Genomic DNA, 19,539 nt, shown 5'->3' on the forward strand with positions numbered 1-19,539 from the left:
GGCCGGTAGAGTGACGCTCGTGGCAGCGCGACCGTTGAGTGAACTTGTGGAGCCGGGCTGGGCCGAGGCGCTGGCGCCCGTGGCCGACCGGATCGCGTCGATGGGGGACTTCCTCCGTTCGGAGATCGAGGCGGGACGTACGTATCTGCCGGCGGGCGGGAACATCCTGCGCGCGTTCCAGCAGCCCTTCGACGAGGTGCGCGTCCTGATCGTCGGTCAGGACCCCTACCCGACACCGGGCATGGCCATCGGGCTCAGTTTCGCCGTGGCGCCCGATGTTTCCAGGCTCCCGGGCAGCCTGGAGAACATCTTCAGGGAACTCCACTCCGATCTCGGCCTGCCCCGGCCCTCCAACGGCGACCTGACGCCGTGGACGCGACAGGGCGTACTGCTCCTCAACCGGGCGCTGACGACGGCGCCCGGCAAACCCGCCGCGCACCGGGGCAAGGGCTGGGAAGCGGTCACCGAGCAGGCCATCCGCGCCCTGGCGGCACGGGGCAAGCCGATGGTGTCCGTGCTGTGGGGGCGGGACGCCCGCAACGTGCGCCCGCTCCTCGGTGACCTGCCCGCGGTCGAATCCGCCCACCCTTCCCCCATGTCGGCGGACCGAGGTTTCTTCGGGTCGCGGCCGTTCAGCCGCACCAACGACTTCCTGGTCGGACTGGGGGAGCAGCCGGTGGACTGGCGCCTTCCTTGAGGGGCACCCGGACGTCCGCCGGACCTCACCCGGCAGCGGTCCGGGATCCGGGCTCCGGCACCGTACATAGGTTCCCCGAACCGGGGCACACGACCCTGTGACCCGAGCTCCGGCAGGTGTACCTCCCGCACCTCCGTGAGCACCCGGCCCCTCCGGCATCCCCCCGCCGGTGGGGCCGGCTCCTTCTCCGCATCCGGTCCCGCCGACGGCCCGGGAACCGCGAGCCGTGCCGGTCCCGCCGACGGTTCGGGAACCGCGAGCCGTGCCGGTCCCGCCGACGGTTCGGGAACCGCGCGCCGTTCCGGTACCCCTCCCGGCCGGGCCCGGGAGTCCGTCCGGGTGGCGCACCGCAGCCGAGGCGGCCCGGGCACGGGACACCGGCCCGACGCTGCTCGCCGCCCGCGATCCGGGCTGTTAGCGTCCCACTCCACCGGACCGGCCGGCCCGGCCGTGCCGTCGGCTCGGCAGAGGAGTGGTGTCCCATGCGTGTTCTCCTGGTCGGCGCGGGAGGGGTGGGCACGGCGATCACACGGATCGCGGCCCGGCGGCCCTTCTTCGAGCACATGACGGTCGCCGACTTCGACCCCGCACGGGCGGAGGCCGCCGTCGCCGCCCTGGGGGAGCGCGAGAACCGCTTCGAAGCCGTCCGGCTCGACGCCTCCGACCCCGCGGCCGTGCGCGCCGTACTGGCTGCACACCGCTGCGACGTGCTGCTCAACGCCACCGACCCGCGCTTCGTCATGCCGCTCTTCGAGGCGGCTCTCGCCCAGGGCGCGCACTACCTCGACATGGCGATGTCCCTCTCCCGGCCCCACCCGTCCCGCCCCTACGAGGAGTGCGGCGTCAAACTCGGGGACGCGCAGTTCGACCGCGCGGCGGAGTGGGAGGCCGCCGGGCTTCTCGCACTGGTCGGCATGGGGGTCGAGCCCGGGCTCTCGGACGTGTTCGCCCGCTACGCCTCCGACGAGCTCTTCGACGAGATCGAGGAGATCGGAATCCGCGACGGCGCCGACCTCACGGTGGAGGGCTATGACTTCGCCCCGTCCTTCAGCATCTGGACGACCATCGAGGAGTGCCTGAACCCACCGGTCGTCTACGAGGAGGGGCGGGGCTGGTTCACCACCGTCCCCTTCAGCGAACCGGAGGTCTTCGACTTCCCCGAGGGCATCGGGCCGGTCGAGTGCGTCAATGTCGAGCACGAGGAGGTACTGCTCGTCCCCCGATGGCTGAAGGCCCGGCGAGTGACGTTCAAGTACGGCCTGGGTGACGAGTTCATCGGGGTGCTGCGCACCCTCCACAAGCTGGGCCTCGACCGTACGGACCCCGTGTCCGTGAAGAGCGGCGGCGGTGACGCCCAGGTGTCGCCGAGGGACGTGGTGGCGGCCTGCCTGCCCGATCCGGCCGGCCTGGGGGACCGGATGCACGGCAGGACGTGCGCGGGCACCTGGGTGAAGGGCAGCAAGGACGGGAAGCCCCGCGAGGTCTACCTGTACCACGTGGTCGACAACCAATGGTCGATGCGTGAGTACGGTTCCCAGGCCGTGGTCTGGCAGACCGCGATCAACCCGGTCGCCGCGCTCGAACTGGTGGCGGGCGGCACCTGGGGCGGCGCCGGGGTACTGGGTCCCGAGGCCATGCCGCCCCGGCCGTTCCTCGATCTTCTGACGGAGTACGGCACGCCGTGGGGCATGCGCGAGCAATGACGGCGGTGACGGAGCCGGGGACACGTCCGCGGCGGCCCTGAGGGAGTTGCCGGACGTGCACACCGGGAGCCGGCTCAATAGCATACGAAACGTTATATTCCCCTTTTCTCCAGGCCTGTGACCCTAGTGAGGGAGCGTGGCAGAGGACCGTGCCGGATCGGGACCGCCGGCAAGCTTGAAGCCGAACGCGATCGGTTTCGTCGACGCGCTCGTCATCGGACTGAACGCCACGTCGCCGGCCTACTCGGTGGCGGCGGTCATCGGACCGATCGTGGCGCTCGTCGGTATCTACGCACCAGGAGTGCTCTTCGCCTCCTTCGTGCCGATGCTCCTCATCGCCGCGGCCTTCTACTACCTGAACAAGGTCGACCAGGACTGCGGGACGACGTTCTCCTGGGTCACCCGCGCCCTGGGGCCGTGGACCGGTTGGCTCGGCGGCTGGGCCATCGCCATGACCGGTGTGCTCGTCGTCGGGTCACTGGCGGACGTCGCCGTCAGCTTCGGGCTGATGGCCGTCGGCCTCGACAGCTGGGCCGAGAACACGTTCGTCCGCCAGTTGCTCACCGTGGTCCTCATCGTGGTGATGACCGGGCTGTGCGTCATCGGGACCGAGATCTCGGCCAGGGTGCAGAACATCCTGATCCTGGCACAGGTGGTGTTCCTCCTCGCCTTCGTGATCGTCGCGCTCCACCGCGTCTACGCGGGCACGACCGACTTCGACTCCGTCACGCCCGCCGTCGAGTGGCTCAACCCCTTCGGCGCGGGCGGCGCCGCCCTCACGGGGGGCCTGCTGCTGGGGGTGTTCATCTACTGGGGCTGGGAGTCGTGCGTCAACCTCACCGAGGAGGTGGAGGACTCCGCGACCGCTCCCGGCAGGGCAGGCGTGTGGTCCACGGTCATCCTGCTGGTGACCTACCTGTCCGTCGGCTTCGCGGTCGTCGCCTTCGCCGGTCCTGCCTACCTCGCCGAGAACGCGGACGAGGAGGAGTTCATCTTCGCCCTGCTCGCCGGCGAGGTCATGGGGGGATGGGACTGGATCGTGCTGCTCGCCGTCGCGACGTCGGCGCTCGCCTCGACCCAGACCACCATCATCCCGGCCTCGCGCACCGCTCTGTCGATGGCCCGCCGCCACGCGCTGCCCGCGCACTTCGCACACATCAGCCCCCGGTTCCGGACCCCCGACGTGAGCACCTGGTGGGTGGCGGTCATCGCCATCGCCTGGTACCTCGTCGTCAACCGGATCAGCGAGAACGCCCTCTTCGACTCGCTGACCGCGCTGTCCCTCCTCATCGCCTTCTACTACGCGCTCACCGGGGTGGCGTGCGCGGTCTACTACCGGCGCCACCTCACCGAGAGCGCCCGCAACTTCCTCCTCATCGGCCTCGGACCGTTGGCCGGAGCCGGTCTGCTGACCTGGCTGCTCGTCCGGTCCGTCATGGATATGTCGGACCCGGCCAACTCCTACAGCGGGATCTCCTGGTTCGGGCTGGGCCCGCCGCTCGTCATCGGCATCTGCATCAGCCTCGCCGGTGTGGTGTTCATGGTGGTGCTGCGGTTCCGGTCGCCGGCCTTCTGGGACGAGCGCCGCGGTGTGGTCGATCCCGGCCTCGTGCACGGCAAGGAGCGCTGAGATGTCCGTGGTCCTCGGGTACGACGAATCGCCGGGCGCCGCGCGTGCCCTGCGGGCGGCGATCGAGGTGGCCGCCGCGTTCGGTGAGCGGCTCGTCCTGGTCTACGGGGCAGCCCCGCCGGGCCCCGCCGGCGAGGAGTACCGCGCCCACTACGACGCCATTCGCCAGGCGGGACGTACAGGGCTCGAACGGGCGGTCGCCGCGGCCGAGGAGGCCGGGGTGCCGACGACGGTCGAGGTCATCGACCTGAGTCCCGCGCAGGCGCTGATCGAAGCCGCCTCACATCACGACGCGAGGGTCATCGTGGTCGGCACCTGGGGCGAGAGCCCGATGCGGGGGGCGCTGCTCGGCTCCACCCCGCACAAGCTCCTGCACCTGTCGACCGTCCCGGTGCTCTGCGTGCCGACCGAGGAGTGAGCCGACCGGAGAGCCCTCCGGGCGGCACCTCCGGTCAGCCGAGCACCGCCGCCCGCACGCACAGCACATCGGGCAGATGCGAGGCCAGCTGCTGCCAGCTGTCGCCGTCGTCCGCGCTCGCGTACACCTCGCCGTTGCGGTTGCCGAAGTAGATTCCCGCCGGGTCGGCGTCGTCCGTGCAGAGGGCGTCGCGCAGCACCGTGCCGTAGTGGTCGTCCTCCGGAAGGCCCCGGGTGAGGGGCTCCCAGGTCTCGCCGGCGTCCTGGGTCCTGAAGACCCGGCAGCGCCGGCCGGCGGGCACGCGGTCGGCGTCGGCGTTGATCGGGAAGACGTAGAAGGTGTCCGCGCGGTGCGGGTGCGCGGCGGCGGCGAAGCCGAAGTCCGAAGGGAGGCCCGTGCCGATGTCCTTCCAGCGCTTCCCGCCGTCGTCGCTGCGGAAGACGCCCCAGTGGTTCTGGAGGTAGAGCCGGTCGGGATCGGCCGCGTCCCGGGTGACCTTGTGGACGCACTGGCCGAACTCGGGATCGGGATCCGGCAGGAAGACCGCCGAGACGCCCTTGTTGGAGGGGTCCCAGCGTTCACCGCCGTCCTCGGTGCGGAACACGCCCGCGGTGGAGACGGCCACGGTCACGGCCCGGGCGTCCCTCGGGTCCGTCAGGATGGTGTGCAGGCCCTCGCCGCCCCCGCCCGGCACCCACTTGGACCGCGTCGGATGCTCCCACAGCGGCCGGACCAGCTCGAAGGACTCGCCCCGGTCGTCGGACCGGAACAGCGCGGCGGGTTCGGTGCCCGCGTACACGACGCCGGGGGCCTCGGGCCCCGCGGGATGCAGCTGCCAGACCCGCTCCAGCGATGCCTCGGTGAACTGCGGGAACTTCACGGCGGGTTGCTTCGGCTCCACCCAGGTCTCGCCCAGGTCGTCGGAGTGGAAGACGGAGGGACCCCAGTGCGCGCTGTCGCCGCCGACCAGCAGCCGAGGTGTCCCGCCGCGGGTGTCGATGCCGATCGAGTAGATCGCCTGGGCGTTGAAACAGGGAGCGCCGAACTCCCAAGAACCGCCGCGCCTGCGGCCGATGAAGAGCCCTTTGCGGGTGCCTACGGTGAGCAGAACCTCGGCCATGACAGGACCTCCCGATACGCCGTTGTGCCGGACAGGTGCCAGTCTGCACCGGGCCACTGACAGTGGCCGGTAGCTGCGGCGTCGGCCCAGGTCACAGCGGTCGTGGCAGAGGGGGCCCGGTGCGAGGCGCCCGCTCCCACGGCGCCCGCTCCCGCGGCCCGCACTCCCGCGGCGCGCGCACGGGCGTGCCCGGCCACCCTGCGCGGTCGGTCCTCCTCAGCGCGCCGGCGGCGCCGTGCTGCTGCGCACCACCAGGCTCGTCGCCAGATCGACCCGGGTGGTAGCGGGCTGCCTGCCCCGGCCGAGGTCGAGCACCAGCCGGGCGGCGGTCTCGGCCATCTCTATCAGCGGCTGGCGCACCGTCGTGAGCGGCGGGCCGATCCAGCGGGTCAGCGGCAGGTCGTCGAAGCCGACCACGCTGAGATCCTGCGGAATCCGCAGCCCCAGTTCGCGTGCCGCCTCGTACACCCCGAGCGCCTGCAGATCGTTCCCGGCGAAGATGGCTGTGGGCGGTTCCGGCAGGCGCAGCAGTTCCAGCGCCGCCGTGTAACCGTCCTCGTGGTTGAACTCGCCCTCCCGGACGAGCTCGGGGTCCATCGGGACACCCGAGGTCTCCAGCGCCGCGCGGTAGCCGTCGAGCCGGGCGCGGCTGCACATCATGCGCGCCGGTCCGCCGATGATGCCGATCCGCCGGTGGCCGAGCCCCGTCAGATGACGGGTGGCGGCGAGGCCGCCCTGCCAGTTGGCCGCGCCGACGGAGGGGATGTCGTCCCCGGGATCGCCGGCCGGATCGACGACGACGAAGGGAATGGAACGGCTGGTCAGCTGGGCGCGCTGCGAGGCGTCGAGGTCCGAGAGCACGAGTATCACTCCGGCGGGACGGCGCGCGAGCACGCCGTCCACCCACGTCTGGCCCGGGGTGAGCCGGCCCGCGCTCTCCGAGAGGACCAGGCTCAGGCCCTCTTCCCGCGCGACGTTCTCGACACCCCGGACGACCTCCATCGCCCAGGCGCTGTCCAGCTCGTGGAAGACCAGATCGATGAGCTGTGACTGCTGGGAGGCGCCGCGGCGTCGGCGGTAGCCGTGCTTCAGCAGCAGTTCCTCCACCCTCGTGCGCGTACCAGGGGCGACGTCGGCGCGGCCGTTCAGCACTTTCGAAACTGTCGGAGCCGAGACTCCGGCCGCTCGGGCGATCTCTGCCAGCGTGGCGGTGCTCTCCGACGACTCGTCGACGGACGCCTTCTCCTGTTGGGGCTGGACCTTTGCAGGGCTCATGCACGAATCGTAGCTCGCCCGCAGCCGTGAGCACGCGTCTGGGCAAGGTTCGTAAATCCTTGCTCCCACCCTCTTGACTGGCCCGAAACACGACCGTACGGTTCCGGCAACATTCGAAAGGCACGCCGAAACATTCGACAGAGGTGCGGTCATGCGGTCGGGGATATTCGCTCAGGGCACACGTACGACGAGATGGGCCGCAGCAGGTGCGGCGATGGCCATGGCCGGTCTGCTGGCCGGCTGCGGCTCAGGGGCCGGCGGGAGTGACAGCGGAACCATCACCGCTTACGTCTACGGCGACGACGCGGTCAAGGTTCAGCAGGCCGCGGTGGACACGTTCAACAAGACCTCGAAGGTCAAGGTGAAGCTGGTGTCGGTGCCCGGCACCGACTACGTGAACAAGCTGCGCAGCGCCATGGGCTCGCCCAGCGCTCCGGACGTCTTCTTCAACTGGGGCGGCGGTTCCATCAAGCCGTATGTCGACTCCAAGGACCTGGTCGACCTGACGTCGACGGTCAAGAACGACGCGACGCTCAAGGACGGTTTCCTTCCCTCGATCATGACGGCCGGCGGGCTCGGCGGGAAGATCTACGGGGTGCCCATGCGCGGCATGCAGCCCGTGATGCTCTTCTACAACAAGTCCCTCTTCGCCGAGCACAAGATCGAGCCGCCCAAGACCTGGGAGGACCTCCAGAAGGCCATCAAGACCTTCAAGGAAGCGGGTATCACCCCCTTCGCGCTCGGCGGCTCCGACAAGTGGCCCGAACTGATGTGGATGGAATACCTGCTGGACCGCATCGGCGGTCCCGAGGTCTTCAAGAAGATCCAGGACGGTGACACCGAGGGCTGGGGCGACCCGGCGGTGCTCAAGACGGCCCAGACCGTCAAGCAGCTGATCGACGACGGCGCCTTCGGCAAGAACTTCAACTCGGTCGACTACGGCAACGGCGGAGCCCCGACCCTGCTCAACAAGGGCAAGGCCGCGATGCACCTCATGGGCTCGTGGGAGTACTCGACCCAGCTGGGCAAGGCCCCCGAGTTCGCGAAGAAGGACCTCGGCTGGACCGCCTTCCCGACGGTGGCCGGCGGAGTGGGCGACCCCGCGAACGTGGTGGGCAACCCCACCAACTACTGGTCCGTCAACGCCCGCACGAAGCACAAGGACGCCGCCATCGAGTTCCTGAAGGCGATGGCGTCGAAGACCTACGCACAGGCCCTCGTCGACAACGGTGACGTCCCCACCACCTCCAACGCGGCGTCGATGCTCAGCGGTTCCCCCAACCCGCAGTTCGCCACCGACCAGTACGACCTGGTGCAGAAGGCCCCGAGCTTCACCCTCTCGTGGGACCAGGCGCTCGAAGCCCAGTACGCCACCCCGCTGCTCACCGAGATCAGCAAGCTCTTCGCCGGCAAGACGACTCCCGAGCAGTTCGTCGCAGCAATGAAGGCCGCCAAGTAACGATGTCGCACCACACTCCGGTCGCGAAGAGGCACGGAGACAGGAAGGCGGCCGTCGGCAACGTCGGCCGCCCGCCGGTCGCCTGGGCCGTCCCCGGCATCCTCTTCTTCGCCGTATTCGCGATCGTCCCCCTGGCGATCGCCGTCTACCTCTCCTTCTGTGAATGGGACGGGCTCGACTCCCCGACCCTGACCGGCCTCGACAACTGGACCCGGCTGTTCAAGGACTCCGAATTCGGGCAGGCCGCCTGGCTGAGCCTTCTCCTCACCACGATCAGCTGGGTCTTCCAGACCCCGGTGGCCCTCCTGCTCGGCGTGTGGGCGGCAGGGCGCCAGCGCAGCCGGGCGTTCCTGTCCGCGATCTTCTTCATCCCGCTGCTGCTCTCCACGACCGCGATCGCCATGCTCTTCCACGCGCTGCTGGACCCCAACTTCGGGGTGATCCAGACGATCGGGCCCTGGCTCGGCATCGACCCCAACGTCATGGGGTCGTCAACCGGCGCCCTGCTCGTGGTGGCCTTCGTCGGCGGCTGGCAGTTCATGCCCTTCCACACCCTGATCTACCAGGGCGGTGCGCGGCAGATCCCGGAAGTCCTGTACCAGGCCGCCTCCATCGACGGCGCGGGCATGGTGCGGCAGTTCTTCCACATCACCCTGCCGCAGCTGCGTCACACGATGACGACCTCGTCGGTCCTGATGATCGTCGGCTCGCTGACGTACTTCGACACCGTGCTCATCATGACCAAGGGCGGTCCCGGCACGGACACCACGATCCTGCCCTACCTGATGTACCGGACCGGCTTCCAGACGTACGACCTCGGCTACGCGGCCGCCATCGCCACCGCGCTCGTCGTCGTGGCCACCAGTATCTCGCTGATCATGGTCCGCCTCAGTGGCTTCGGGTCCATGCGGTCCACCCGGGAAGGTATGTGACGAGATGTCGATCGACACCCGCCCCGCCGCGCCGGAGCACCGCGCGACCCCTGTGACACCGCGGCGCGCAGGCGCCGTTCGCCGGCGCAGGTCCCTGGGCAACCCGGTGGCCGGCATCGGGTCGCTGGTCTGGCTGCTCATCGTCCTGGTACCGCTCTACACCCTGGTCTCCGCCTCGCTCATGCGGCAGGACGAGGCGCTGAACGGCGATCCGCTGGCCCTGCCCACGGATCCCACGCTCGAGAACTACCGGACCGTGCTGGACAGCGGGTTCCTCTCGCTGATCGGCAACACCGCGATCGTCGCGGTGGTCACCGTCGCCCTCGTGCTGGTGCTGTCCGTCCCGGTGGCGTACGTCGCGGTACGCACCCGCAGCCGCCTCTCCTCGCTCGCCTTCCGGACCTTCCTGCTCGGCGTCGCGATCCCGGCGCAGGCGGTGATCGTGCCGCTGTACCTGATGATCGGCAAGCTGGGGCTGTACGACACCCTGTGGGCGATCATCCTGCCCACCGCGGCCTTCGCGATGCCGGTCGCGGTCCTCGTGCTGAGCGGCACGATGCGTGACGTCTCCGAGGAGATGTACGAGGCGATGGCTCTGGACGGTGCCTCACCCTTCCGCATGCTCTGGCAGCTGGCGGTACCGCTGTCCAAGGCCGGGATCAGCACGGTGGCGATCTTCTCCGCCCTGCAGGCGTGGAACGGCTTCCTGTTCCCGCTGATCCTGACGCAGTCGGAGGAGCAGCGCGTACTGACGCTGGGGCTGTTCAACTTCATGAGCCAGTTCGGAGTGAACATCCCCGCGGTACTGGCAGCGATCGTCCTCTCCGTCATCCCCATCTTCGCCGTGTACCTCGTGGCCCGGCGGGCGCTGATCAACGGACTGATGGGCGTGGGCGGCAAGTAGCACACCGACGCCGCCCCGGACCACCGCACTCATGAGAGGAACCCCTGCCGCCATGGCAATCCACCCCGTCCCGCAGGCCCGTCAGGCCGATTCGCCCCCCGCCGTCGACGGCCCGTGGCGCGACCCTTCGCTCAGTCCCGAGGAGCGGGTGGCCGACCTGGCGGCCCGGATGACGCTCGAGGAGAAGGCCGCCCAGCTGTACGGAATCTGGGTGGGCGCCGACGCGGAGGGCGACGGAGTCGCGCCGCACCAGAACGACATGGTCGACCCGGTCGACTTCGAGGACATCACCAGGCGCGGACTCGGCCAGCTCACCCGGCCGTTCGGCACCGCCCCGGTCGACCCGGGCGTCGGCGCCGTCTCGCTGGCCACGGCCCAGGCCAGGATCGTCGAGGCGGGCAGATTCGGGATCCCCGCGCTCGCCCACGAGGAGTGCCTCGCCGGCTTCACCGCCTGGGGGGCCACGGCCTACCCGGTGCCGCTGGCCTGGGGCGCCGCGTGGGACCCGGAGCTGGTCGCCGAGATGGCCCACCGCATCGGCAGCGACATGCGGTCGGTCGGGGTGCACCAAGGGCTCGCCCCGGTCCTGGACGTGGTGCGGGACCTGCGCTGGGGCCGCGTCGAGGAGACCATCGGCGAGGATCCGTACCTGGTCGCGACCATCGGCACGGCCTACGTCCGAGGGCTGGAGTCCTCCGGGATCGTCGCCACGCTCAAGCACTTCGCGGGCTACTCCGCCTCGGCCGGCGCCCGTAACCTCGCCCCGGTCCGGGCCGGCGGGCGGGAGATGGCGGACGTGATCCTGCCGCCGTTCGAGATGGCGGTGCGCGAGGGCGGCGCCCGCTCGGTGATGCACTCGTACGCCGAGATCGACGGGGTCCCGGCAGCCGCCGACCCGGCCCTGCTCACCGGACTCCTCAGGGACACCTGGGGGTTCGGCGGGACCGTCGTGGCGGACTACTTCGGCGTCGGCTTCCTCGAGACGCTGCACAGGGTCGCGGCGGACCGCGGCGACGCCGCGCGCCTGGCCCTCACCGCGGGCGTCGACGTGGAACTGCCCACCGTACGCAGCTACGGCGACGAACTGGTCGCCGCCGTACGCGAGGGCCTCGTGGCCGAGGAACTGGTGGACCGCGCCCTGCGCAGGGTCCTGCTGCAGAAGTGTGAACTCGGCCTGCTCGACCCGGACCGGCCGCTGCTGCCCGCCGTGCTCGACGGGGTGGACCCGGAGCAGGCGCGCGGCACGGTGGACCTCGACCCGCCGCGGAACAGGGCCCTGGCCCGGCTCCTCGCCGAGCGCTCCTGCGTCCTGCTGTCCAACGCCGACGGCGTGCTGCCGCTGGCCGGCACCGGCCGGATCGCGGTCGTGGGGCCGCGCGCCGACGATCCGCTGGCCATGCTCGGTTGCTACTCCTTCCCGAGCCACGTAGGGGTCCAGCACCCCGAGGCGGCCATGGGCATCGAGGTGCCCACGGTGCTGGAGGCGCTCCGGGACGAGTTCCCCGGGGCGGGCGTCAGCTACGCGCAGGGCTGCGAGGTGGACGGGAGCGACGACTCCCTGATCCAGGAGGCCGTCTCGCTCGCCGCCGGTGCCGATGTCTGTGTGGCCGTGCTCGGCGACCGCGCCGGACTCTTCGGCCGAGGCACCTCCGGCGAGGGCTGCGACGCGGCCGACCTGGCGCTGCCCGGTCTCCAGGGTGAGCTGCTCGACGCGCTGCTCGCGACCGGCACCCCGGTGGTCCTGGTGCTGCTGACGGGGCGTACGTACGCGCTCGGCGCACAGGCCGACCGGCTGGCCGGCTGTGTGCAGGCGTTCTTCCCCGGGGAGGAGGGAGGCCCTGCGCTCGCCGGTGTGCTCTCGGGGCGGGTCAACCCCTCCGGACGCCTGCCCCTGGGCGTGCCCAACGGCCCCGGCGGCCAGCCGTGGACGTATCTGCAGCCTCCGCTGGGACAGAACAACGGGGTCAGCAATCTGGACCCGACCCCGCTCCACCCCTTCGGCCACGGCCTCTCGTACACCACGTTCGCGTGGGAGGCGGGTGCCGAGGTGCCTGCCGAGCTGCCCACCGACGGTGAGACCGACCTCGAGATCACGGTCCGCAACACCGGCGACCGCGAGGGCGCCGAAGTGGTGCAGCTCTATGTCCACGACCCGGTCGCGCAGACCACGCGCCCCGAGTCGAGGCTCATCGGCTACGCCCGGGTGCCGCTCGCCGCGGGGGAGTCCCGCACGGTCGGTTTCCGCTTCCATCCGGACCTGGTCTCCTTCACCGGCGTCGGCGGGCGCAGGATCGTCGAGCCCGGTGACCTGGAGCTTCGGTTCGCCACCTCCAGCGACCCGGCCGACGTGAAGCACACCGTACGGCTGCGTCTCACGGGAGCGGAACGCATCGTCGACCACCGGCGCCACATGGTCTGCGCCACCTCCCTCGGCGCGCTCGTCCCGGAGAACTGACGGGCCGGGGGCCGTGGGGCCCCCGGCCGTCCGCTCCGCGCACCCTCGCGGAGGTGCGCGGAGCGGCGTCGAAACTTTCGAAAGGTCATTCCCGGCGTAGGCGGCCGAAGGCCGTGCGCCCTCACCGAAAGGAACCTGTCATGCTCAAGGCAAACAGATCGGTAGCAGTCGGCTCGGCCGTCGCCGTACTCCTCGTCTCGGCGTTCACCCTTTCCAGCGCCTCCGCCGCCACCGACGACGCCGGCAGGCGCGGGGGACCGGGCCACAGCGCGGCGCCGCAGACGCTCGGGAGCCTCGGCAAGAAGGCCGGCCTGCGCATCGGCACGGCTGTCGGCGCCACCGCCCTGGCCGAGGACGCGCCCTACCGGGCCAAGGTCGCGGGGGAGTTCTCCTCCGTCACCGCCGAGAACGCCATGAAGTGGGAATCGGTCGAACCGACGCGAGGCACCTACGACTGGGCCGCCGCCGACGAGCTCGTCGACTTCGCGAAGAAGAACCGGCAGCTGGTCCGCGGACACACGCTCGTCTGGCACAGCCAGCTTCCCGCCTGGCTGAACGACGGAGACTTCACCGCCGAGGAGCTCAGGGAGATCCTGCGCCGGCACATCACCGACCAGGTCACCCACTTCAAGGGCGACATCTGGCAGTGGGACGTCGTCAACGAGGCCTTCAACGACGACGGCACGCTGCGGGACAGCATCTGGCTGCGGAAGCTCGGCCCCGGCTACATCGCCGACGCCTTCCGCTGGGCCCACGAGGCGGACCCCAAGGCCCGGCTGTTCATCAACGACTACAACATCGAGGGTGTCAACGCCAAGAGCACGGCCCTCTACGAGCTGGTCACCCAGCTGCGCAAGCAGCGCGTGCCGGTCCACGGCGTCGGCATCCAGGGCCACCTGGGCGTCCAGTACAGCGCGCCGCACGACATCGCCGACAACATGATGCGCTTCGACCGCCTCGGCCTGGAGACCGCGATCACCGAGGCGGACGTCCGGATGCCCATGCCGGCCGACAGCACCAAGCTCGAGGCCCAGGCCGAGGGTTACGGAGTTCTGCTGCGCGGCTGCCTCCTGACCCCCGGCTGCAACGACTTCACCGTCTGGGGCTTCACCGACACCTACTCCTGGGTGCCGGACACCTTCCCCGGCCAGGGCGCGGCCAACATCCTCGACGAGAACTACGCCCCCAAGCCCGCTTACGGCACCCTGCGCCAGACCCTGACGCTCGCCGCCGGCCGGCACTGAACCACACCAATCCCCACAGGTACGGAAGAGGCGACGGAATGACGACGGACCTCCGGATCACCGGAGTGCGCATCACTCCGGTGGCCTTCCGGGACCCGGCACTGCTGAACGCGGTCGGCGTGCACGAACCCTTCGCACTGCGGGCGATCGTCGAGGTCGACACGGCCGGTGGCCTGGTCGGCCTCGGCGAGACCTACGCCGACGACGGGCACCTGCGCCGGCTGCGGGCCGCCGCCGAAGCGATCACCGGCACGGACGTCCACGCCCTCGGGACCATGCACCGCAAGGTCGCCGAGGCGCTGGCGCACGACGACGGTCCGGAGGGTTCCGGCCTCACCGGGATGATCACGACCAGCAGCGCCGTCGACCGGGTCTTCTCCCCGTTCGAGGTGGCCTGCCTGGACATCCAGGGCAAGGCGGCCGGCCGGCCCGTCAGCGACCTGCTCGGGGGCGCCGTACGGGAATCCGTGCCGTTCAGCGCCTATCTCTTCTACAAGTGGGCCGGTCATCCCGGGGCGGACCCCGACGACTGGGGCGAGGCGCTGGACCCGGACGGCATCGTCGCCCAGGCCCGCCGCATGATCGCGGACCACGGCTTCTCGGCGATCAAGCTCAAGGGCGGCGTACGGCCTCCCGAGGAGGAGATCGAGGCGGTACTGGCCCTGCGTGACGCCTTCCCCGGCATCCCGCTGCGGCTGGACCCCAACGCCGCCTGGAGCGTGGACACCTCGATCGAGGTGGCCCGGCGGCTGGACGGGGTCCTCGAATACCTGGAGGACCCGACGCCCGGACTCGACGGGATGGCGCGGGTCGCGAGGGAGACGGCCGTCCCGCTGGCCACCAACATGTGCGTCGTCGCCTTCGACCATCTGGCGCCCGCGGTCGAGCGGGGCTCGGTCGCGGTCGTGCTGTCGGACCACCACTACTGGGGCGGTCTGCACCGCTCCCGGCTGCTGTCCGGCATCTGCGACACCTTCGGCATGGGCTTCTCGATGCACTCCAACTCGCACCTCGGCATCAGCCTGGCCGCGATGACCCATCTCGCCGCGGCCACACCCCATCTCACGTACGCCTGCGACACCCACTGGCCGTGGAAGACCGAGGAGGTCGTCGCCCCCGGCGCGCTCACCCTCGCCGACGGCGCGGTCCGCGTACCCGAGGGCCCCGGGCTCGGCGTCGAACTGGACCGCGACGCCCTCGCCCGGCTCCACGAGCAGTACATCGTCTGCGGGCTGCGAAACCGGGACGACACCGGCTACATGCGGCGGATCGACCCCTCCTACGAGAAGAAGACGCCCCGCTGGTGAATCCGCCTGGGCCGCCGGGTTCCCGCCGGTCGCCCCGGCCACGCACGTACATCGAGGAGTTCTGATGGCCCCGCTCGACTGGGCCGCCCTGGGCGGCTATTTCCTGGTGATGCCGCTGATCGGCCTCTGGTCGCACCGCCGCGTCGGCGATGTGAGCGACCACTTCACCGGCGGCGGGCGGATGCCCTGGTGGCTCTCCGGGATCTCCCCCCACATGTCCGGCTGCAGCGCCGCCGTGTTCGTCGCGTACGCCGCCGTCGCGTACAGCTACGGCATCACCGTCTACGTCTGGGCCTTCCTGCCGCTCGCCCTCAACGCGGCGGTGGGCGCCTGGCTGTTCGCCCCGCGCCGGCAGAGACTGCGGCAGCGTTACGCGGTCGCCTCGCCGCTGGAGTACCTCGCCGAGCGCTACGACGTGCCCACCCAGCAGGCCCCGGCCTGGAGCGGCGCCCTGCTCAAGGTCTTCGACGTGGCGGCCACGTGGGCGTCCGTGACAGCACGGACCAGACCCTCGTGATCGTCACCCCGCTGGTCACCTCCCTCGTCGTGTACGTCGTCGTCGGCCTGATCGGCCCGGAGCCCGACGACACCGCCGACGCGATCGTCGCGGCGCTCTCGCCGCTCCCCGGCGACGGTGAACAGGAGCGGGACCTCGCCCCGCGGCCCGCCGCAGCGCCCGGCGTCACGGACTGACGCCGTACGGACCGGCCGAACAGCACCGGGGGACCCGCCCGTCCAATTTGTCATGTGTGTGAACAAAATGGAGAGCAACATGGACAAGCACACCAGCCGCAGAACGGTCCTCGGGGCCGGTCTCGGGTTCACGGCCCTGGCCGCCACACCGCTCGGGTCCCTGATGGGGCTGGCCGGGGACGCCGCCGCGGCGCCGGCCGACTCCGCCGGCTCCCCGCCGATCCGGCCCACCGACCCCGGCGCGTACATCTCCTTCACGCCCCGCTCCGGCGCCTTCCCCCTGGTCAGGTCCGGCAGAGCGGCGCCGATCGTGGTCAGCGGCGAGGACCACGACGGCGTCGTCCGGGTGGCGGGAGACCTCAGGGACGACATCGAGCGCGTCACCGGCGTCCGTCCCGTGCTCATGAAGGACGCCACCCCCCGGGGCCGCGAGATCGTCCTCGTGGGCACCGTCGGCCGCAGCCCGCTGATCGACGGGCTGGTCGCCGCGGGGAAGCTGAGGGTCTCCGGGATCGCGGGCAAGTGGGAGACCAGCCTGCAGACCGTGGTCGAGAACCCGCTGCCCGGCGTGGACCGTGCCTTCGTCATCGCGGGAAGCGACCAGCGCGGCACGATCTTCGGCGCGTACGACGTCTCCCGCGGTATAGGCGTCTCGCCCTGGTACTGGTGGGCCGACGTCGCCCCGGTCCACCGTGACGCGCTGTACGTCCTGCCGGGTCTGCACAGCCAGGGAACCCCGGCCGTCAGATACCGCGGATTCTTCATCAACGACGAGAACCCGGCGCTCGGCACCTGGGCACCCGCCTACTTCGGCCCGGGCAAGGCCCCCGGCTTCGAAGGCGGCTTCAACGCCGGCTTCTACGCCAAGATCTTCGAGGTGATGCTGCGCCTGAAGGCCAACTACCTGTGGCCTGCCGTCTGGGGCCGCGCCTTCGCCGAGGACGACCCGGAGAACCACGCCACCGCGAAGGCCTACGGCGTGGTCATGGGCACCTCGCACGAGGCGCCCATGATGCGGGGCATCGAGGAGTGGAACAGGCACGCGGTCGCCGCTGTACGCGACGGCGCGGGAAACATCACCAAGCCGGGCCACGACCCCTACGGAGGCACCGGCGAGTGGTCCTTCCGCCGCAACGCCGAGGCCATCAAGGCGTATTGGCGTGAAGGGATCCGCCGCATGGCGGACCAGGACTTCGAGGGCGTCGTCACCCTCGGCATGCGGGGCAACGGCGACGTCAGCCTGCCGGACGGCGACGGCATCGACCTGATGACCGAGATCATCGCCACCCAGCGCGCGATCCTCGCCGAGGAACTCGGCGCGGCGGACGCCGTCCCGCAGGTGTGGACCCTCTACAAGGAGGTCCAGCACTACTGGGACCGCGGGCTGCGCGTCCCGGACGACATCACCGTCGTCCTCACCGACGACAACTGGGCCAACGTCCGCAAGCTGCCGGACCTGACGAACGACCCCCGCCGCGGCGGATACGGCCTCTACTACCACTTCGACTACGTCGGGGTGGGGCGCAACTACAAGTGGGTCGACACCGCCTCGCTCCCCAACCTGTGGGACCAGCTCCACCAGAGCGCGGCCTACGGCAACCACGGCCTCTGGGTCACCAACGTCGGCGACCTCAAGGGAAACGAACTGCCCACCCAGTTCTTCCTGGAGTACGCCTGGGACCCCGAGCGGTGGCCCCTGGACGCGCTCCCGGAGTGGGAGGAGCGGTACGCCGCGCAGAACTTCGGCGCACGGCAGGCCGAGGACATCGCGGAGATCCTGCGTACCTACGCCCGGCTGCAGTCCCGCCGCAAGCCAGAACTGCTCAACAGGAAGATCACCGTCGACCCGGCGAAGGACCCCGCGACGGACTCCTCCGCCATCGTCCACGACGACCGGGCCACGCCTTTCAGCATCGTCGACTACCGCGAGCTGGAGCGGGTCACCGAGGACTGGCGGCGCCTCGGCGCCGCCGCGGAGCGCGTCCGGCGGGGTCTGCCGGCGTCCGCCCAGGACGCCTGGTACGAACTCGTCGGTTACGCCGTCCGGGCGACCGCCAACCTGTACGCGCTGCGGGAGGCCGAGTTCACGAACCTGCACTACGCGCCCCAGGGCCGCGCCCTGACCAACCAGCTCGCGGCCACCGCCGAGGCGGGCCTGGCCGAGGACTTCGCCCTGGCGCGGCGCTTCAACACCGAGGTGGCCGACGGCAAGTGGGAGGGCTTCCAGACCCAGCCACACATCGGCTACGGGGATGTGGACCGCTACGGCCCCAACGCGCCATGGCAGCAACCCGAGTTGAACAACGTCGCGATCGCCGACGAGATCTTCCCCGCCGTGCGGCGCATCGAACTCCCCCGCAGGGCCGAGATGGGCGTCGCCGTCGACGGTTCCACCGCCTGGTGGCCGGCGGCCGGGGAGGACGGCGCCGAGGCGGTGCTGCCGGTCTTCAGCCCCTACCAGAGCCAGCCCGCGCAGTACGTCGAGGTGTTCAACCGGGGCACCGAGCCGTTCGACTTCCGCGTCCGTACGGGTGCCCCCTGGCTGATCGCGGACCGGACCCGTGGCCGGGTCGAGGCCCAGACCCGGGTCACCTTCCGGGTGGACTGGTCGCGCGCGCCGGAGGGGATCACCCGGGTTCCCGTCACCGTCCAGGGCCCCGGCGGCAGCGAGGTCGTGGTCACGGCCGTGGCCGACCGGCCCCGCCTGGAGCGCTCCCGGCTGAGGGGCTTCGTCGAGGCCAACGGGTACGTCTCCGTCGAGGCCGACCACTTCCACCGGGCGGTCGGCCGCAAGGGCATCTCCTGGCGGCGCATCCCGGACATCGGCCGCACCGGATCGGGCATGGAGCCCTTCCCGGTCACCGCCGCGCGGCAGACCCCGGGCGGCGACGCACCGAGGCTGGAATACCGGGTCAGCCTGTTCACCACCGGGCCGGTCACGGTCTGGGCGTACCTGTCACCCCGCAACAACGCACTGGCCACCGACGGACTGACGTACGCGGTCTCCTTCGACGACGACGCCCCGCGTTCCGTGAACATCACTGAGGTCACCGGGTCCGACGACGGCACGATGAACGCCCAGTGGGCGCGCACGACCTCGGACAACGTCAACCGCACCAGTACCGTGCACCGGATCGACCGGCCGGGCGTGCACGTGCTCAAATTCTGGATGGTCGACCCGACCGTGGTACTCCAGAACCTCGTGGTGGACACCGGCGGCCTCAAGCCCAGCTATCTGGGTCCGCCGGAGAGTCTCCGGCTGAGCTGACCGGAGCGGGACGAGGAGGCGGCAGGGATGAGCATCGAGATCCGGGACACCGAGGGGCGCGGCGCGAGGCTGGAGGTGGCCCCGGGTCCGGCTCAGGGGCCCCTCCAGGTCGGACTCCTGATCGAGAGCCCGTCCGCAGGCGCCTCCTGGTCCTGCTCGCCGGCCGCGGCCAGGGAACTGGCCGCGGCGCTCCTCGCTGCGGCGGCCGAAGCGGAGGCGGGGCGATCCGCGGAGCCCGTCACCGTGAAGGCGCGCGAGCTGCTGCGGGGCGACGTACGCGACGGGGACCGGCTCATGACGGTGGAGGCGGTCAGGACGGACGGGGCGAACGTCCAGGTCACCTGGGCGTCGGGAGGGGGGCGCAGCTGGAGTCAGGTGTACGAGGCCGATGCCGACATCCGGCTCCGGAGCCGGCGCGCCCCGGGGAGGTGAGC

The 19,539-nt window shown here is 70.8% G+C and carries 15 protein-coding genes and 1 pseudogene; 14 read left to right on the forward strand and 2 right to left on the reverse strand.

The window, feature by feature from the left end; genetic code table 11:
- The first annotated feature begins 19 nt into the window (after positions 1 to 19).
- The 4 genes from ACFYQ6_RS21860 (at position 20) to ACFYQ6_RS21875 (ending at position 4,448) form a co-directional block, all read left to right on the forward strand.
- Positions 20 to 697, forward strand: a complete 678-nt coding sequence (locus tag ACFYQ6_RS21860) for a uracil-DNA glycosylase (protein WP_361582881.1) — start codon at positions 20 to 22, stop codon at positions 695 to 697.
- 482 nt (positions 698 to 1,179) lie between these two features.
- Positions 1,180 to 2,400 (forward strand): saccharopine dehydrogenase family protein, encoded by a 1,221-nt coding sequence (locus ACFYQ6_RS21865; protein ID WP_388764405.1) that lies wholly within the window; start codon positions 1,180 to 1,182, stop codon positions 2,398 to 2,400.
- Positions 2,401 to 2,575: 175 nt separating this feature from the next.
- On the forward strand, positions 2,576 to 4,030 hold the full coding sequence (locus tag ACFYQ6_RS21870; protein ID WP_361582875.1) for an APC family permease: 1,455 nt from the start codon (positions 2,576 to 2,578) through the stop codon (positions 4,028 to 4,030).
- A 1-nt stretch (position 4,031) separates the two neighbouring features.
- Positions 4,032 to 4,448, forward strand: a complete 417-nt coding sequence (locus ACFYQ6_RS21875) for a universal stress protein (RefSeq protein ID WP_388764407.1) — start codon at positions 4,032 to 4,034, stop codon at positions 4,446 to 4,448.
- A 34-nt stretch (positions 4,449 to 4,482) separates the two neighbouring features.
- On the opposite strand, the gene ACFYQ6_RS21880 is transcribed toward ACFYQ6_RS21875, so the two are convergent.
- Complete coding sequence (locus ACFYQ6_RS21880; protein ID WP_361582869.1) at positions 4,483 to 5,568, reverse strand: exo-alpha-sialidase; 1,086 nt, start codon at positions 5,566 to 5,568, stop codon at positions 4,483 to 4,485.
- Between the two features lie 216 nt (positions 5,569 to 5,784).
- A complete protein-coding gene (locus tag ACFYQ6_RS21885; RefSeq protein WP_356745815.1) occupies positions 5,785 to 6,843 on the reverse strand; it encodes a LacI family DNA-binding transcriptional regulator in 1,059 nt (352 codons plus the stop codon).
- A gap of 214 nt (positions 6,844 to 7,057) precedes the next feature.
- Here ACFYQ6_RS21885 and ACFYQ6_RS21890 point away from each other — a divergent pair, with 214 nt between their 5' ends.
- The 10 genes and pseudogenes from ACFYQ6_RS21890 to ACFYQ6_RS21935 all read left to right on the forward strand — a co-directional run bounded on the left by ACFYQ6_RS21890 (position 7,058) and on the right by ACFYQ6_RS21935 (position 19,537).
- On the forward strand, positions 7,058 to 8,302 hold the full coding sequence (locus ACFYQ6_RS21890; protein WP_361582912.1) for an extracellular solute-binding protein: 1,245 nt from the start codon (positions 7,058 to 7,060) through the stop codon (positions 8,300 to 8,302).
- 2 nt (positions 8,303 to 8,304) lie between these two features.
- On the forward strand, positions 8,305 to 9,234 hold the full coding sequence (locus tag ACFYQ6_RS21895) for a sugar ABC transporter permease (RefSeq protein ID WP_361582866.1): 930 nt from the start codon (positions 8,305 to 8,307) through the stop codon (positions 9,232 to 9,234).
- A 4-nt stretch (positions 9,235 to 9,238) separates the two neighbouring features.
- A complete protein-coding gene (locus ACFYQ6_RS21900; RefSeq protein ID WP_388764411.1) occupies positions 9,239 to 10,138 on the forward strand; it encodes a carbohydrate ABC transporter permease in 900 nt (299 codons plus the stop codon).
- A gap of 52 nt (positions 10,139 to 10,190) precedes the next feature.
- A complete protein-coding gene (locus ACFYQ6_RS21905; protein WP_361582861.1) occupies positions 10,191 to 12,593 on the forward strand; it encodes a glycoside hydrolase family 3 N-terminal domain-containing protein in 2,403 nt (800 codons plus the stop codon).
- A gap of 140 nt (positions 12,594 to 12,733) precedes the next feature.
- Positions 12,734 to 13,837 carry an endo-1,4-beta-xylanase gene (locus ACFYQ6_RS21910; RefSeq protein WP_388764413.1) on the forward strand — a complete coding sequence of 368 codons (1,104 nt, stop codon included), beginning with the start codon at positions 12,734 to 12,736 and terminating at the stop codon, positions 13,835 to 13,837.
- 38 nt (positions 13,838 to 13,875) lie between these two features.
- A complete protein-coding gene (locus ACFYQ6_RS21915) occupies positions 13,876 to 15,144 on the forward strand; it encodes a glucarate dehydratase family protein (RefSeq protein WP_388764415.1) in 1,269 nt (422 codons plus the stop codon).
- A 64-nt stretch (positions 15,145 to 15,208) separates the two neighbouring features.
- Positions 15,209 to 15,637 (forward strand): annotated as a pseudogene (locus ACFYQ6_RS21920) (Na+:solute symporter); the annotation flags it as partial.
- 20 nt (positions 15,638 to 15,657) lie between these two features.
- Positions 15,658 to 15,837, forward strand: coding sequence for a hypothetical protein (locus ACFYQ6_RS21925; RefSeq protein ID WP_388764417.1), 180 nt, complete (start codon positions 15,658 to 15,660; stop codon positions 15,835 to 15,837).
- Positions 15,838 to 15,916: 79 nt separating this feature from the next.
- Positions 15,917 to 19,105, forward strand: a complete 3,189-nt coding sequence (locus tag ACFYQ6_RS21930) for a glycosyl hydrolase 115 family protein (RefSeq protein WP_388764419.1) — start codon at positions 15,917 to 15,919, stop codon at positions 19,103 to 19,105.
- Positions 19,106 to 19,132: 27 nt separating this feature from the next.
- Complete coding sequence (locus ACFYQ6_RS21935; RefSeq protein WP_361582849.1) at positions 19,133 to 19,537, forward strand: hypothetical protein; 405 nt, start codon at positions 19,133 to 19,135, stop codon at positions 19,535 to 19,537.
- The last annotated feature ends 2 nt before the right edge of the window (positions 19,538 to 19,539 follow it).

The sequence above is a fragment of the Streptomyces sp. NPDC005494 genome, from assembly GCF_042872025.1.
Lineage (GTDB): Bacteria > Actinomycetota > Actinomycetes > Streptomycetales > Streptomycetaceae > Streptomyces.